The 16,730-nt window shown below is 39.8% G+C and carries 16 protein-coding genes; 5 read left to right on the top strand and 11 right to left on the bottom strand.

Annotation, left to right across the window (positions count from 1 at the left end; all coding sequences use genetic code 11):
• Window positions 1-147: 147 nt before the first annotated feature.
• From AB7E63_RS05305 to AB7E63_RS05285, 5 genes are all read right to left on the bottom strand, one after another.
• The gene (locus AB7E63_RS05305) at window positions 148-849 is read right to left on the bottom strand and encodes a hypothetical protein (RefSeq protein WP_006341354.1); all 702 of its coding nucleotides are present in this window, start codon (window positions 847-849) and stop codon (window positions 148-150) included.
• A gap of 468 nt (window positions 850-1,317) precedes the next feature.
• The gene (locus tag AB7E63_RS05300) at window positions 1,318-1,650 is read right to left on the bottom strand and encodes a hypothetical protein (RefSeq protein WP_241208991.1); all 333 of its coding nucleotides are present in this window, start codon (window positions 1,648-1,650) and stop codon (window positions 1,318-1,320) included.
• Window positions 1,651-1,743: 93 nt separating this feature from the next.
• A complete protein-coding gene (locus AB7E63_RS05295; RefSeq protein ID WP_232503244.1) occupies window positions 1,744-2,292 on the bottom strand; it encodes a hypothetical protein in 549 nt (182 codons plus the stop codon).
• A 16-nt stretch (window positions 2,293-2,308) separates the two neighbouring features.
• Complete coding sequence (locus AB7E63_RS05290; protein WP_006341359.1) at window positions 2,309-3,721, bottom strand: inorganic phosphate transporter; 1,413 nt, start codon at window positions 3,719-3,721, stop codon at window positions 2,309-2,311.
• Entirely contained in the window at window positions 3,721-4,395 is a 675-nt protein-coding gene (locus AB7E63_RS05285; RefSeq protein WP_006341360.1) for a TIGR00153 family protein, read from the bottom strand. Before AB7E63_RS05285 ends, AB7E63_RS05290 begins: the two co-directional genes overlap by 1 nt.
• Window positions 4,396-4,529: 134 nt before the next feature.
• Here AB7E63_RS05285 and corA point away from each other — a divergent pair, with 134 nt between their 5' ends.
• Both corA and AB7E63_RS05275 read left to right on the top strand, forming a co-directional pair.
• Window positions 4,530-5,591 (top strand): magnesium/cobalt transporter CorA, encoded by a 1,062-nt coding sequence (gene corA / locus AB7E63_RS05280; protein ID WP_006341361.1) that lies wholly within the window; start codon window positions 4,530-4,532, stop codon window positions 5,589-5,591.
• 26 nt (window positions 5,592-5,617) lie between these two features.
• Window positions 5,618-6,496: an HIT domain-containing protein gene (locus AB7E63_RS05275; protein WP_006341362.1), complete on the top strand. Its 879-nt coding sequence runs from the start codon at window positions 5,618-5,620 to the stop codon at window positions 6,494-6,496.
• Between the two features lie 38 nt (window positions 6,497-6,534).
• On the opposite strand, the gene AB7E63_RS05270 is transcribed toward AB7E63_RS05275, so the two are convergent.
• Window positions 6,535-8,082, bottom strand: a complete 1,548-nt coding sequence (locus AB7E63_RS05270; RefSeq protein ID WP_006341363.1) for a glycine--tRNA ligase — start codon at window positions 8,080-8,082, stop codon at window positions 6,535-6,537.
• A gap of 184 nt (window positions 8,083-8,266) precedes the next feature.
• Here AB7E63_RS05270 and AB7E63_RS05265 point away from each other — a divergent pair, with 184 nt between their 5' ends.
• Entirely contained in the window at window positions 8,267-8,704 is a 438-nt protein-coding gene (locus AB7E63_RS05265; protein WP_006341364.1) for an ester cyclase, read from the top strand.
• 37 nt (window positions 8,705-8,741) lie between these two features.
• Here the strand turns inward: AB7E63_RS05265 and AB7E63_RS05260 are convergent, their stop codons facing one another.
• Complete coding sequence (locus tag AB7E63_RS05260) at window positions 8,742-10,613, bottom strand: acyl-CoA dehydrogenase family protein (RefSeq protein WP_006341365.1); 1,872 nt, start codon at window positions 10,611-10,613, stop codon at window positions 8,742-8,744.
• Between the two features lie 154 nt (window positions 10,614-10,767).
• On the opposite strand from AB7E63_RS05260, the gene AB7E63_RS05255 reads away from it, so the two are divergent.
• Window positions 10,768-11,571: an inositol monophosphatase family protein gene (locus AB7E63_RS05255; protein WP_006341366.1), complete on the top strand. Its 804-nt coding sequence runs from the start codon at window positions 10,768-10,770 to the stop codon at window positions 11,569-11,571.
• Here AB7E63_RS05255 and AB7E63_RS05250 read toward each other — a convergent pair.
• On the bottom strand, window positions 11,568-12,923 hold the full coding sequence (locus AB7E63_RS05250) for an amino acid carrier protein (RefSeq protein ID WP_006341367.1): 1,356 nt from the start codon (window positions 12,921-12,923) through the stop codon (window positions 11,568-11,570). The genes AB7E63_RS05255 and AB7E63_RS05250 overlap by 4 nt on opposite strands.
• Window positions 12,924-13,344: 421 nt before the next feature.
• On the opposite strand from AB7E63_RS05250, the gene AB7E63_RS05245 reads away from it, so the two are divergent.
• A complete protein-coding gene (locus AB7E63_RS05245; protein WP_006341368.1) occupies window positions 13,345-14,568 on the top strand; it encodes a cation:proton antiporter in 1,224 nt (407 codons plus the stop codon).
• A gap of 225 nt (window positions 14,569-14,793) precedes the next feature.
• Here AB7E63_RS05245 and AB7E63_RS05240 read toward each other — a convergent pair whose 3' ends face one another.
• From AB7E63_RS05240 to AB7E63_RS05230, 3 genes are all read right to left on the bottom strand, one after another.
• A complete protein-coding gene (locus tag AB7E63_RS05240; protein WP_226987468.1) occupies window positions 14,794-15,030 on the bottom strand; it encodes a hypothetical protein in 237 nt (78 codons plus the stop codon).
• A gap of 448 nt (window positions 15,031-15,478) precedes the next feature.
• Window positions 15,479-16,117 carry a hypothetical protein gene (locus AB7E63_RS05235; RefSeq protein ID WP_006341371.1) on the bottom strand — a complete coding sequence of 213 codons (639 nt, stop codon included), beginning with the start codon at window positions 16,115-16,117 and terminating at the stop codon, window positions 15,479-15,481.
• Window positions 16,118-16,129: 12 nt separating this feature from the next.
• Window positions 16,130-16,730: hypothetical protein (locus AB7E63_RS05230; RefSeq protein WP_428418901.1), on the bottom strand; the 601-nt coding region annotated here is incomplete at its 5' end.

Below are 16,730 nucleotides of genomic sequence, written 5' to 3'. Positions count from 1 at the left end.
AAAAGTTTATTCCTAGTTATAGATGAAATTTTTAACGGAAGTTTAAATTAATTTATTTACCAGAAAACCACAAGGTAGCATTAAACAAAAAAAATCTGATAAAGACAACCAAATCTTAATCTCTAAATAAAAAAATCAATAGAATTACTAAATAAAATCGAAGGGAGTGAATAAAGGCTGCTCAACATCTTCTTTTACTAGCACAAATTGACTAGAAGCATCCAGAATGAACTGAATCGTCTTTCTCGCTTCTCTTAGAACCGCATACTTTCCGTCAGAAAGCTGCATGGGATAGATCTTATTTAAATGTTGGGTAAAATGTGCAAATGCTTTTTTAGCCTTTGCCGTCTGGTGGTCCCAAACGCCAGGAAAAAGCTCTACAGGATTGTTCCCGTTTGCCAAGTATTCTTCAACCTTGGTTCTACGTACTTTTTCGAGAAACTCTTCAAATCTAGCTAGCCCCTGGGAAGAAATCTCATGAAATTGCGCATCAGCCTCCTCTTCAATCCGCACGATGAGCGCAAGAGCTCTCTCAGTTCCAGCCAAAGCATAAACAGAAATTAAAACAGAAACCACAACCCCTTTGAAAAAGCAAGCTTCCAGCTCTCCCCTTTCATGCATTTCATCAGAAAAAATGCCGATAATGTTGATGGCAATCACATTTATCCCACTGATAAGTGATTCGCCACTTCCAATCAGGACAATCACACCTATTCTGAATCGAATAAAAACTTCACTTACGAAGTTTGTCTGCTGCTCTTTTTTAGCGAATTCGTGCCCCTCTACCATTCCTAGTAGCAACGTTCGCGTTAAAGAAGGCTGCAAAAAAGGTTGAAGGTACAAAGGCATTATGCACAACCAATTTAATGATTAAAAACAGGAATCACCGCAATTTTGGTTGATATCGGAATTTCGTCATAATAAGCTGAAAATGCCATAGCAATCCTGTGCAGAATTTGATCCACTCAGCCAATCTCGCAACAGCTCGGTACCGACGCTTTCTCCAATCAACCTCTCACAAAATCGCATAATGTAGGCATTCTTTGTTTTTTATCAAATGCAATCATCTTTTTTTTTACAAGATTACAGGGCGAGCAATGCCTGCGCCTTTGTTTCAAATTTAATGTGCGCAAATTGACTAGATGCATCCAGAATGAACAGAAGCTTTTCTTAAAATGGAACACTTTTCGTCAGAAAGCCGCATAGGGTAGATCTTATTTAGATGTGGGGTAAAATGTGCACATGTTTTTTAGCCTTTGCCGTCTGGAGATCCCACACGCCAATTTTTTCTGTGCTAGGTATTCTTCAATCCTGGCTCTACGTACTTTTTCGAGAAAATCTTAAATCTAGCCGGATCCTGGGAAGAAATCTCATGAAATTGTACATCGCCTTTCCTTCAATCCGCATGATGAGCATAAAGGCTCTTCCAGTTCTAGCCAAAGCATAAACAGAAACCACAACTCCTTTGAAAAAGCAAGCTTCAAGCTCTCCTCTTTCAAGCATTTCATCAGAAAAAATGCCAATCATGTTGATGGCTATGATATTTATCTCCTTGACAAGTGATTCCCCTCTTCCAATCAGGACAATTACACCTATTCTGAACCTAACAAAAACTTCACTTACAAATTTGTCCGCAGCTCTCTTTAGCAAATTTGCGCCCCTATACCATTCTTAATAGCAACACTCTCGTTAAAGAAGATTGCAAAACAGGGTGAAGGAACAGGGGCATTATGCACCAACGATTTAGTGATTAAAAACAGGAACCGCCGCAATTTTGGTTGATATCGGAATTTCGTAATAATAAGCTGAAAATGTCAATGCAACCACATGCAGAACTTGATCTTGCCCTGCCACTCTAGCAATAGCTTGATATTCGCGTTTTCCCCAATCATCTCTCACAAAATCGTATAATGTAGGCATTCTTTGTTTTTTATCAAATGTGATCATCTTTTCTTCACCTGGCTGTAATACTGGTAAAGAAACCTCCTCTGTTTCGAATAAAGAGGCAGATGATAGATGTTGAAGAGAAGGGGGGAATCGATAGTAGACTTGCAGAGTTCCCGGTTGGCTCGCTTGGTTTCCTTCGTTCTTAACTTTTACACTAAAAGCCACTTCTATACCGGCCTGAATTTGCCCCTCTCGCATTTGTTCTGGTGGATTGTCAACAGTCGCAACAGGCTTTATGGAAACTTCCCCTTTCAGGAGAGCTTTAGAGGTATTTGTTTCATGCGCAATTCCAAGAGATGCCAGCCACAAACATAGACAAATTAAAGAGATAATTTTTTTGTTCACAATTCCTCGTACGATTTTAACCAAAAATTCCTGCTATCAAATAAAATACAGCCACAGCCACAGCAGCTCCGGCTGGAACTGTCACGACCCACGAAATGACAATCTCGCGCATTGTTCCAAGATCTAAAGCTTCTATTCCGCGCGCAAGACCAACGCCTATGACAGCCCCCACTAGAGTATGTGTTGTCGAAATAGGCAATCCTAAACGCGATGCTAGTAAAATTGTCGTTGCAGCACCAAATTCGGCCGCAAAGCCTCGGGTTGGAGTGAGTTCCGTAATTTTTTTTCCAATTGTCTCAATCACACGCCATCCCCAAGTCGCTAATCCTGCCACAATCCCAACCCCACCCAGAGCTAAAGCCCAAGCTGGCACAGGTGCTTCAAAAGGAATTTCTCCCGTTAGCAAAATGGATGCGGAAGCGGATAAAGGACCAATAGCATTCGCAACATCATTCGCACCATGGGCAAAAGCCATCAAGCAAGCGCTGATAATCTGTAAATATCCAAAAATTTTTTCCACACCACTATATTCGGAATGCGCATCATCATGTGGCTCACTTTGTTTGTGAATCATCCCATCGATTTCTTCAACGACATTCTCTAAATGAAATTGTAATTCTCCACAAGATGCAGACTGCACACGCTCCAGGCATTTTTTGGCTTTTTCCATTTCTTTTATTTGCTCAAGGTTGATTTGAGCAACCGACCGGATCTGCACTTCGGTAGGAAATAAGCGCTTAAGACATAACCAACTGATGAATGCTCCAATTCCCCCCACAACCAAGCTCATAAAAAGGCCCTGCAGAGGAGAGAGATTTAAATTTTTCAATCCTGAAGGAATCATGATCAAAAAGAGGATCAAAATGAGAAGAAAAACCAGTAGCGGCGTCCACTTTTTAGCGGCCTTCAATGGGCAAGAGGAATAAAAAATCTGTTTGCGAAGCAAACTAAAAACACCATAAGAGATTAATCCACCTAGCAGAGGTGATACAATCCAGCTCGAAACAATTGAAAAAACATTCGACCAATAAACAGCTTCGATCCCCCCTACAACAACACCGAATCCAATCAAAGCCCCAATAATGGAGTGGGTGGTAGAGACCGGCCATCCAAAATAAGAAGCCACTTGTAACCAGGCTCCCGCTGCAATCAAGGAAGAAAGCATCCCATAGACTAATATACGGGAATCATGCGCGAAAATTTCCGGATCCACAATCCCTGTTTGAATCGTGGACGATACATGGGATCCAAAAAAGAAAGCCCCTGAAAACTCCAAAACAGCAGCAATAATCACAGCTTGTTTTAAAGTTAAAGCGCCTGATCCTACAGAAGTCCCCATAGCATTGGCAACATCATTTGCCCCAATATTCCAAGACATGTAAAAACCAGCCACAAGGACTAGAATTAACAAGATAATTTCAATTGACATTATTTTAATTCCAAAGTTGTCCTAACTCGATGAGCTAGATTTTCAGACAAGTTGGCAATTTCTCCTAAAGAGTAGAAAATACGTTGCCAAAGATAGAATGTTCCATAGGAAATCTCTTGATCCATTTGAAACAATCCTTTAAGGAGCTTTCTTTGAATAAGATCTGCCTCATGTTCTTTGAAAGAAACTTCATCGACCATCCTGCGTACTTTTTCAGCCTCTATTCCGCCGAAAGAGGATTCTAATAATTCGTGAAGTTCTTGAATAATATGACGGGCACCCTCAAAAGTTTCTAAATTTTTATCCAAAAACTCTTGAAAATGATTTTCCAAAGGAGCCAGAAAAGTAATCTCTTTTAAAGTGGCTAACACAGCAATATCTTCAGCTTTATCCGCTATGCTATCTTGTATCGTTAAAATTTGCAGAAGGTTTCCTCTGTCAATGGGCAAAAAAAGACTTTTAGGAAGATGATTTCGTATGTCATTTTTTGCAATATCTGCCTGATGCTCAAATTCGCAGGTTCTCTCGGCAATTTGTTCTACCGCCTGATAATCGCGGTCTTTGATCGCTTGAAATAAATCTTTCAATAAATAAACACAGGAAGCCACCTTGCCCATATGAGATTCTAATAGAGCAAAAGGAGAACGTCCAAAAAGATTAAGAATTGTCAACATCGTGTGATCTCTCTGCAAAAAACTGCTTATTGAATACATGATATGCGAGTTTCTGTAAACCCAAACTTTCTAGCATATTCAAAAAAACAATAAACATTATAAATTAAAATAAACAGTCAATTAGGACAAAATTCATGTTCAAGACCCTCAAGAAAAGTGCAAAAAGAGCTGGCCTTCCGCCTGGCGCTTTGGTAAATACCGATAGTACACCCTCTACAGCTTGTATCTCTCTCATTCAATATGATAGCCATACTTTTGAAGAACACCAAAATCTTTCACCAGAAGCGAGTGTTCAACAATTAAATCAAGATCTATCCAATTGGATCCATGTGCAAAACAGCCACGATACGCATGCCATCAGTTTTTTGGGAGAACATTTTCATATTCACCCTCTTGCACAAGAAGATATTTTAATATCAGGACAAAGATCTAAACTAGATGACTACAAAGATTTTTTATTTATTGTGATCCGGATGCTTCGTTACCAGGAAACAACAGACTCCATCGAAGATGAGCAAGTAAGCTTAGTGTTAGGTCCGAATTTTTTGCTTTCGTTTGTAGAAGCAGACCAAGATGTTTTTGATCCCGTTCGACAGCGCCTTAGAAAAGAATCTAGCCGTATCCGCACACTGGGGATCGACTACTTATGCTATGCCCTGATCGACTGCATTGTCGATAACTACTTTTTAATCTTAGAAAAGATAGATGAAAAGCTCGACAAGCTTGAAGAAGAGGTTATAAAAGCCTCAAAAACAGTCACCATAACACGTTTGCAAAAATCCAAACGAGACATGATTATGTTACGCAAATCGATTTGGCCCTTAAGAGAGGTCATTAATCAATTTCGCAAAAGCGAGACACCCCTTGTCTCTGAAAGTACAAAACTTTATCTACATGACGTCTATGATCATACCATCCAAACAATAGATACTATTGAAAGCTTTCGAGATATCGCCTCCAGTATGCTTGAAATTTATATTTCAACTTTAAGTCAAAAGTTGAATGAAATCATGAAAGTTCTTACTGTTGTTTCCACCATTTTTGTTCCTCTGACCTTTATCGCCAGTATTTTTGGAATGAATTTTAAGCATATGCCAGAACTCGAGTGGAAATGGAGCTATCCGCTCACCCTATTCGTCATGGCTTGCCTTGCCTGTGGCATGATGGTCTACTTTAGACGAAAAAAATGGATTTAACACATTTATTCATACATTGGTCAAACATGAATCTCATTTATCAATATAATCATTTAAAAATTGCGATTGAATCAAAACCTATAGGCGGCTATCGAGGCAAAGTCGGCACTTTAACCGTTTCTCACGCCAATTACCTTGTTTTTACAGAATGGAGTAAAGAGGATTTAACTAATCTTGCTGCGATTACACAAAAAATTTTACAAATACACGAAAAAGAGCATATTTCGAACTCGTTGATTTTTGGAAGACAACGCGCGATCACATTTGTCCCCTACCCCCGTTGTAATTGGTACGAAAAGGTTCAAGGGGCATACCACGCTATTTTTGGAAGCTCAATATTAAAACAAAATCAAATCGATCAAATCAGTCAGTTTTATCGAACCGCTTTTAAGAATATGGATTTCGAGAGTGACATTGAAAGCCTGCCGACTTTAGAAAAGCCACTCAAAAAGCCCGCAGATCCTTTTTGTAAGGATGTTGTCTTGAGCAAGCAACGCATCGCGACCGTTTCTAAAGAAGGAGAGAACTACGAGATTTTACATGATAATCGCCCCAAAGGAAGATTAAAAAAAGATCCGCATATTTTAATTATTCCTTCAGCCGAAAGTGGTCACGTGGATGGCTCAAAAGTGCCGTTAAAAAGACGTATCCACATGCTCGAGCTTGTGCAAAAAACGATGCAAATTTTTGAAAAAGAAAAGTTCAAAGATTGTCTATATTTAGAGAGGAATGGGAAAAAGCTCCAGAGTGTCCCACATAAACACAGTCACATTATCGGCATCCAATTTCCGAAAAATAGGTGGGAGAGAATCCGAGCTTTTTTAAGACTTCTTCTTCCTTCAGCGTTATCTAAACCCGAACTGAAAAAGCGAATTGATCTTTATAAGCCCCATTTTGTGGCATAACGTCAGCAGGTTGCATTGCGCAACCTGCTTTTTTGAACTTAAATATGATCTGTGAGAAATTGTTTCACTTGATCTAAGCCAATTCTTTCTTGCTGAAGTGTATCCCGATAACGCACTGTTACAGTTTGGTCTTGCAGGGTCTGCGTGTCTACAGTAAAGCAGTAAGGTGTTCCCACTTCGTCCATACGCGCATACCGCTTTCCAATATTTTGCTTCACATCGAGCTGGATAGGCCATTTTTTGCGCAAATCTGTAAATAATTGTCTAGCAATTTCAGGCATTCCATCTTTGTCAACTAATGGGAAAATAGCGGCTTTGATCGGTGCCATTCTTGGATGAAATTTCATCACCACCCCACTTGGTCGATTTGGATCGTCATGATAGGCTTCACAAAGCAGTGCCAACGCTCCGCGATCAGCTCCTGCAGAAGGCTCAATCACATGAGGGAAATAACGCTCATTCTTCTCTTGGTCATAATACTTGAGGCGATCGCCTTGACCTGAATGTTCTGCATGCTGTCTTAAATCATAATCTGTACGGTGCGCAATTCCTTCTAATTCCCCAAAATCGGGATCCGTAAAAGGAAACTTATATTCGATATCGCTACTTCCTGCCCCTTCTTTCGCATAGTGAGCCAGCTCTTCGAGAGTTTGTGCTCGTAACCGCAGATTTTCAGAGGAAATCCCAATGGACTGCCACCACTCATACCGTTTCTTTCTCCAGTATTGGTACCAATCAGCCGCGTCTTTGGGTGGAACAAAAAATTCGATTTCCATCTGCTCAAATTCACGTGAACGAAATGTGAAATTGCGGGGTGTCACCTCGTTGCGAAATGCTTTCCCAATCTGAGCGATACCAAACGGCATTTTAACGCGCGAAGTATCTAAAACGTTGCGGAAATTAACAAAGATACCTTGTGCAGTCTCTGGACGCAAATAAGCAATAGCAGAGGGGTCTTCAATTGCACCAATCATTGTTTTAAACATCAGATTAAATAGACGAGGTTCTGTCAATGTCCCTGGTTGATCGGTATCGGGACCAATCATGATTCTTTGGATATCACTTGGCAGCTCTGTATAGGGAAAAAGCTCTGTGGGAGGAATCCATTCTCTTTTGTCTTTTTTTAGAATTTTCTCTGCGCGTTTCTTCCAGACATTTTCGACATCTTCAGCATCCACAACCGCTAACCAGCCTAGAGAATGTCTTTCAGTTTGGTCTACCACAACCAATTCTGCACATTTAAGATGGTCTGCACGATAGCGATTCTTTGTTTCACGGCAATCCACCATCGGATCGCTAAACCCACCAACGTGTCCTGAGGCAATCCACGCCTTAGGATTCATGATAATTGAGGAGTCTAATCCAACCATCTCGACAAACTTTCCATCAATCCCCATATCAGGACACAATACGTTGTCGTACCACCAAGCTTCTTTGAGATTGCGTTTTAGCTCGACACCTAATGGACCGTAATCCCAAAATCCATTAATCCCTCCGTAAATTTCAGAAGATTGAAAAATAAATCCTCTTCGCTTACATAAAGCGACCAATTTGTCCATTTTGCTAGAAACTTTGACTTCTGACATAGAGAAACTCTTTTTTTTGAAATTCATGCATTGGATTAATCTCTTTGGCAAGAGATAATTAAGGTAAGATTATAATTACCGGCCGGATCTTTGAAAAGCACAATTCTACCATTTGACAAAAAAGTAAAGTTCCCTTAAGCAGAAATAAATCATTAAAATTATTTTTTAAACAGGAATCTATTCGATGAATCATCAATCCAATATTTCTCTAGTCCGGAAGCTTTATGAAGAAATTTACACAAAAGGCAATACGGCCTTGTGTGACCAACTCTTTGCAAACGATGTGCGCTTAATTGATCCCGCCATGCCGAACTTTAGAGGGGGAATTGAAGCAATGAAAGAAAGAGAAAATACTTATCGAACCGCCTTTCCGAACAAAGTAGCTCGTCTCGACGATATTTTTGCAGCCGAAGATAAGGTTGTGGTGAGATGGACAATTCAGGGCACCCATTCGGGTCATTTACAAGACATCCCTGCTACAGGAAAAAATATTAAAGTGACAGGCATCAGTATCTTTCATATTGTTAACGGAAAAATTGCCGACATTGCACAATCATGGGATCGCTTAAGCCTTTTAGAACAAATAGGAGCAATTGCCATGACTTCAGCATTGCATAACTAGCCCCAAGGCCATAAAGGCCTTGAGGCTTTGCCATCGCCTATTTAAAGAGTGTATCGAGATCCACAACCCCTTTTTCTAACCACTTGTAATCTCGTTCAACAACACGCTTAGCAATCTTATTTGTCTGCGCATCATTATTATCGGTTAAAGCCGCAAAGTTCTCTTCAATACGTCGCTTAGCTTCCACACAGAAATAATCGGCCAAATCGATGGCGGATTCTTGTTTTTCTTTTTCTGATTTTAGAATCGCAAAAGAACAGGTGGCGGCCATCACAAACAAATCGGTACCAATTTCCACTAACCGCCCTAATAGCATTTGTTTATGCTCGAGCTTTTTCTTATATTTCCCCATATAATAGAAAACGGTTCTAGCTAATCTCGGAGCCGTTTTTTCAATGAATTGGTAATGTTTTTCTAAAGCCCAAAGCTCTTTGTAAGACGCTGTTTTCCAGGGTTTAAAGAGCTGTTTTAAATACCACCAGCTGTAATGCCCAATTAATTTTGGCACCTGCAGAAAAAGCTGCGAAACGGGTATTTTGCCCTTTAATAGAAATCCTAATTTTTGAAGATGGGAATCCATCGCTTCTCGAGCAAGGAACAGCTTCATGATTTCGGTTGAACCTTCCAGGATGGTATTAATTCGGCAATCACGCAAAACTCTTTCTACGGGGTATGGAAGTTCCCCTCGAGCTTTTAATGAGCTTGCTTTTTCATAACCCCGCCCACCACGCAGCTGCAAGGTTAAATCGGCAATTTTCCAAAGGGCTTCCGTGCAGAATAGCTTTGACATGGCAGCTTCAATGCGAATATCCACATTCCCCTGATCGGCCCAGTTACTAGTCAACCAACACACAGCTTCCATTGCAAAAGTTGTGGAGGCGATGTACGCAACTTTTTGACGACCTTCTTCATGCAAAGCAATCGGCATGCCCCATTGCACACGATGAGTCCCCCACTCGCGTGCTATGTAGAGACATTGTTTAGCAGCTCCTGTACATGCTGCAGGAAGTGTTAGACGCCCTACATTAATAGTTGCAAGAGCCATGGCAAGTCCACGCCCTTCTTCTCCAAGACGATCTCCAACAGGAATTTTTACATCTTTGAATCGTAATAATCCATTGTAAATTCCCCCTAAACCCATAAAATTACAACGATGCACCACTTCGACTCCCGGAGTATTCATCTCCAAAATAAATGCGCTGATTTGCTGCTTTTCTTTGCCATTCACAATTTTAGGAGCTGTCTTGGCTATCACAATGATGATATCGGCTATAGTTCCGTTCGTACACCACAGCTTGTCCCCATTTAAAATGTAGTGGCTTCCGTCTTCCGATAACCTAGCTTCAGCGACCATTCTAGCGGGGTCGGATCCGACTTCTGGTTCTGTTAAAGCAAAAGCTGATATCGATCCTTTTCTAAACCTGGGGAAAAACCGTTTCTTTTGCTCTTCTGTGCCGTATAAGCGCAAAGGCTGAGGAACACCAATAGACTGATGAGCCGAAATCAGCACAGCCGTTGATCCACAGTAGGATGCAACTTTCATGACGGTCCGATTATAATTGGTATTGGAAAAACCTAATCCGTCATATTGCTTGGGGATTTTCATGGCAAAAACACCAAGCTTAGCCATTTCTGCAATCACCTCCTTAGGAATTTCCCGTGTTTCATCGACTTTGTCAGGATCAAGCTGCGTGGTTAAAAGAGCCATGAGCTGGTCTGCAAAGGCATCCCCTATTTTTTGATCTTCGGGATCTTGCTCAGGAAACGGAAATAATAAACGCCAGTCAAAATTTCCCGTAAATAGCTGAGCACCAAAGCTTGGCTGTTTACCTCCTTCAGTACGTGCCTCTTCAGCAACTTCCATTGCCTGATCGTGCGTCGTTTTAGTTGGTTCTAATTGAGTCCCCATTTCTCTCTCCTTACATTCTTTTTCTTTACTTTAGAGAGTTTTTTTTGTTTGTAAAATAAAAAATTTACAAAAAGACATCATTTAATGATTTCCCCATTGAGCATAAAGTCTTTTTATACTATTTTTCTTAAAAAGGAACCAATTGTAGTAACTAATGGACATTCCCAATCATTTTTCAGATTTAGCTCGAGCTGCTTTTCACGTTGCTAAAGAAGCTGGAAGTCTCTTAAAATCGGGTTATCAAAAAGATTTCGATATCATCCCTAAAGAGATGAAAAATGATGTTGTCACAAGCTATGACTACGCCTCTGAACAATTAATTGTCGCGCGTTTAAGTGATCAATTTCCCACGCATTCATTTTTATGTGAAGAACGTGGGGCAATGCCCCATCCAGACGGGTCGATTTGTTGGATGATCGATCCTCTCGATGGGACTGTTAATTTCGCCCACCATGTCCCCCTGTTCTGTGTCACCATTGCAGCCTGCCAAGAAAACGACGTTCTATGTGCAGTCACATATGCACCGGTTTTAGAGGAGCTATTTATAGCAGAAAAAGGGAAAGGGGCTTATTTAAATGGAAGACGTTTAAAGGTTAGCGCCACCTCCTCAGCCCATGCAGCCTATATCGGAACCAGCCTTTCTTTTAATCTCCATCTACATCCCACTCATTCGATTGATGTTTTTAGCAAAGTCGCCCACTTAGGTTCCCCGATGCGAGCTCTCGGTTCAACAGCTTTAAATATGGGTTATATAGCAGCGGGAAGGCTCGATGCCTACTGGAGTATCAGTGGAGCTTTAAGTCCATGGGATATTGCAGCCGGCATTTTGATGATAGAAGAGGCTGGAGGGGTTGTCACACAAGTAGATGGATCAACCTGCCAACTGAAAAATTCAAGCTCGCTTTTAGCTTCTAATGGAAAAATTCACCAAGAGCTCATTCAATATTTAAGCTCTTAGGCATTCCCATTCCCTGAAAGCGCCGTATCCGTTTTTTCTGCAGGAACGAGAGAAAAAACAATCTGATGACGCAATTTGAAAATCCCTAAAAGATTGGTTATTAAAAGCAATGAACCTGCAACGGACATCACCAACAACGCTTGGGTTTGATCAAAGAAAGAAAAGAAAATAAATGCACCAATCGCATAAACTACATAAGCTGCAAAGCCATACGTTGGGCTTAAAAAGCGCGCACATTTAATGCCCACACAAAAATAGGCAATCATCGTTGTATATCCGACAATGAGAAGAAATATCGGAATAAAAACATGCATAAAAGGAAAGTAAGCACTCAAGGCTTGCTGAACTAAAGAAGATCCTTCAATTGGGGCTGTCCACACACCTGACAATAAAACGATCAGGATACTCATTGTGCAAACTAAGTTGTCAATACAGACACCTAAAATGGCAAGCTGAGCCTGTCTTTCTGGATAAACAGTACTCGATTCACTCTGAATGATGGAATCATATCCAATCCCAATATCTGAAGAATAAGCAGCTCTTGAAATCCCATGTTGAATCGCAAGCAAAGCAGAGCTCCCAGCAAAGCCACCTACAGCAGCATGCCCTGTAAAAGCTGAAATAAAGACATTTTTAAGAACCCCAGGTAAAAAAGCGATTTCGTTTAAAATAATCCACGAACTCATTCCTAGATATATCACCATAAAAAATGGCATGATCCAGCTGCAAATTTTCCCAACCCGAGGAATCCCTCCTACACCCGCATACAAAATAACACCGAGCAAAGAGGCGATAATCACAAAACGATTAATTCCCAGGTTTGTGGAAAGGCTATTGGTTACAACAGAAAACTGGTAGATTTCTACACCATAGATACACAGCAAAACAGCCACAAAAATGGAGATCCATTGATTGTTAAAAGCGGAGCGCAGAAAATACTTCGGCCCTCCATCATAACCGCCATGATTATTTGTCACACGATGCTTAATCCCAAGATAAATCTCTGAATATTTAATAATTCCACCCACAAGAGCCGCCATCCACACCCAAAAAAGCGCTCCTGGCCCACCAATTTGAATGGCGGTCACAATTCCGACAATATTCCCAATTCCAATCATCCCTCCTACTGAAGCAAAAAATGTTCGCAAGGGATGGACGCCTCGGGTTGTCTCTGAATTTGACTTATTAAGAAAACTAGCAAAGGTTCGAAAAATGGAGGGGATAGCGCGAATTTGGAAAAAACGGGTGCGAATTGACAAGTAAATTCCCAGAATCATGACTAAAACAAATGCAATATAACTCCAGAAAATGCTATCTAATTGGCTAAGGTAATAAAAAAAAGCATCTGTCATCGACATTCTCTAAAAGCTCCTGCAGTCTTCACTCGTACAATCAAAAAAAACAATTTACTATTAATTCACACGGGCATCTCACAAACAACTAATATGTTCATGGAAACTAAACATCATAAAAAGAAGTTAATTCATTTAGAACTAACGAAGGAAGGTTTGAATTTCAAAAGATTATACTGCTTATATTGATTTTCATTCAACAAACAACCATTAAAAGCGCAATACATATTTACCCTATGAAATTAAACATTCATTTTGATAATTTTAACTTGAATTATTTAGAACAAATTTAAACGTTTTTGTCTTTAGAGTCAAGGTTTGTTTTCAAAAAGATTGTGTTCTTTTCCTCTGCTAAAATTCCTAAAAATTAAGATTGTTAGTTATTTTTGACTATGTATAGTGAAGACAATAGAGAGGACATATGGATACCGAACTTTTCCGTTTAAAAATCGTCCTTGTTTTAACCATCGGATTCGCTTTAGCAGGATTGCTGGGTTATTTGTCTCTCCGCATGCGCTTATCCCCTCTCTTAGGCTACCTGCTTGCCGGGTATGTTATTGGACCCTATTCGCCCGGATTTGTCACGGAAATTGACGTTTCAGAACAGCTTGCCGAAATCGGTGTCATCATGATGATGTTTGGGGTCGGCCTAAATTTTAAACTAGAAGATCTGTATAATGTCAAATGGATCGCTATTCCAGGGGCAATAGGCCAAACTTTTTGTGCAACCATCTTTTCCACTCTTTTTATGTCCTATCTCGGTTGGCCCATCCAGACAGGCATTATCGTCGGCCTTGCGATTGGAGTGGCAAGTACAGTTGTATTAGTCCGTATTTTATCTGATTTTCATCTTTTGCATACCCAACAAGGGAAAATCTCCGTTGGTTGGCTGATTGTAGAAGACATTTTAACTGTGATCATGCTCATTTTGCTACCCGTTATTGCATCTCTCTCCAAAAGTGGAGGATTTTCCATGCGGGAAAGCTTCTACCTCATGGCGATTGCTCTTTCTAAATTTGCGCTTCTCACGATCTTGATGTTTACCATTGGTAAAAAGCTAGTAATCTATATCTTGTCTGCTGTCGAAAGAACAAAGTCTAAAGAGTTATTCACAGTTGCCATTTTAGCTCTGACCTTTGGAGTCGCCACAGCTTCTGCCTTAGTTTTTGGTGCCTCCATCGCAATGGGAGCCTTCATTGCCGGAATGATCATTGGGCAATCTGACGTTAAACATCTAGCATTTCGGCATGCTGAGCCCTTAAAAAATGCTTTCGTTGTCACATTTTTTCTCTCCGTCGGGACTCTTTTTAATCCAGGTGCTATTTGGGAATTTTTTCCGTTATTCATTTCAATCCTCGGAATCGTTTTAATTGTAAAACCCTTAGCCGCATTTCTCATCGCTATTGCCCTTAGACAAACCACTTATACAGCAACTGTTGTAGGCTTAGCCCTCGCACAAATCGGGGAGTTTTCTTTTATTTTGTCTGAAGAAGCCATGCGGTTAAAGCTACTTCCCGACGAAGGCTATGATGCGATTGTCGCTGTCGCGCTAGTCTCCATTGCACTCAATCCACTCCTTTTTAAATTGATTGAAACGCCTGCACAAAGCGAACATGACGAGAAAGAAGAGCTCCACGGCCATTAAACTTGACTATATGCTTTGAAAAGAGGCAAATCGTTCTTTTCATCAATAAGATCAGATGAAGGTAAAACCTTTAAAATATGGGATTTTATCATATTTTGAGCCAATTCACTCTCTTGGTTTTGCAAAGAATAATAGAATAGCAACAACAATTCATCCGAGACATTTGAGCAGACAAAAGATCTCGATAAAACGTTCTCGTTTCAAAAAAGTTGGAATTCAAAAATCTTAAAATAATGGAAATCGTGTCGACATAAAAATCGACCAAATCACCTGTCTTTCAAAAAAACCCTTAGGAGCTTCGACCGCCCCCTTTTCAGAAAATTGCTTACGGTAGGCAATAAAAAGGGAGAGCAATTCTTGTAAAGCCAGCTTGCCAATATAAACGCCTTGGTTTGATGCGGATTTTGGCAAATCCCTTTCTTCCAAACGTTTTGAATCTAGGAAGATATCTTGTGTGATCAAGGAAAGATGCTTCAACAGTTCAAAAAAAATCGTCTCTAAACGCTGTAATCGAATATATACATTTTGCTCTTGCAAAGCTTGTGTAGATCAAGACATTTCTTCTCGTGATAATTTGACTTCTTGCGTAGATTTTTCCAAATATTTTTGATTTAAAAAGATAGTGAACAAGACCCCAATAAAACTGAAATAAGCGAGAATCGGATTCAGAATCCCACCAAAAAAATCTCCTGTTTGTCCCCATTTTTCAATTGAGACAAACCCGGAATGAAGTTAGGCCTTAAAAAAAAGAAAGAAGGCGAGCAAAAGAAAAAGAAGCACAGATAGGGGAGCAAGCAAGATCATCCACCGACTTGCCCTTTTTTTGAACTCTAATTGCTCATCCATATTGTTTCCCTTAAAGACTTTTATTCCCATGAGGTAACACAAAATGGATATTTTATAAATTAATTTAGGTTACAGTTGCCAGTTTTAAGACTTTCTTTTGTTTACGCGCGGCATAATTGATTTTCCTTAATTCCCAACAACAAATTCCGTAATGAATTGAATAATACATAAAAACACCCGAAGTAAATAAAGCGAAATCCTCTGCATTGTAAAGTCCCAGAATTCCATTATTAATCATAGAAAACATAAACTTCAGACTGAGCGCTATTAATGCGATAGGAGAAAAAAGACATCCCATAATGGCATTTAACATTAATAGCCAAGTTCCTTGCTTGATCCAAATTCTCCAAAAAACAAATCCAGAAACAGCCATAAAAATCAGAGTCAAAAAAAATTCACTTAAAATAAATGCCACTGCATTTGAACTTAATGAAAAAAATATGAGCAGTAATTTGTCCAACCAATTTAACAAATTGATTATAGTAAATGTTTTAAGCCATTTTTTTCGAATACTCAACTCACTTTGAATCTTTTCTTGCTGCTCAGCGGTCTGATTACAGTCTAAGGATAAGTCATGGATAAATTGCTCCTGAAGCACATCTACTTTTCGATTAAACCACTTCTTTAGCTCATAACAAGCCACTCCTAAAAATCCAAGAGCGATGAACCAATAGCCGATATTTAAACATTCATTTAAAGACATCTTATTCTCCTACTAAGCTGGTACAGAAATAAGCTTGCGCATTTTGTACGCATAATTTTTACTTCTTAGTCTCCAACAATAAAAACTAAAATACACAAACATGCACTGCAGAACAAAGTTAGCGTACGGTTTATAATGCAATAGATCCTTAATTCCATTCGTCTGATGTAAAAAAATCATTGTTCTGGGAATACTTGTCAGGATGATCAGCCCCACTGGGATTCCTAGGCAACCAATCAGGGTTAAAAGCCAAGTCCCCTTTTTGATCCAAGCCCTCCAATAGATCAAACACCCCTTGCAAAAAAAGGAAATCGCTAGAAATCCCCCTATCCAGAAATCCGCCTTCCCATCCATCATTCCCTTAATCATCATCAGAAGCCAAGTCGAACAATTGAGTGAAACAAACAAAATTAACCATTTTTTACGAATCAAGAGTTCCTCTTGAGTCATAATTTCGATACAACTTTCCATAATGCTAATTTTTTGTTTTACCCAGTTGCTTAAAACCCAAATAATACCAGCTAAGACAACGACTAAGCCTGCACTTTGATACATTTCATTGTTCATGTTTTGAATTCCTCCTGAAAAAGTAGATGTGATTAATTGAGAAATA

The sequence above is a fragment of the Parachlamydia sp. genome, from assembly GCF_050255895.1.
GTDB lineage: Bacteria > Chlamydiota > Chlamydiia > Chlamydiales > Parachlamydiaceae > Parachlamydia > Parachlamydia acanthamoebae.
This window is presented reverse-complemented; position numbering and strand designations above follow the sequence as displayed.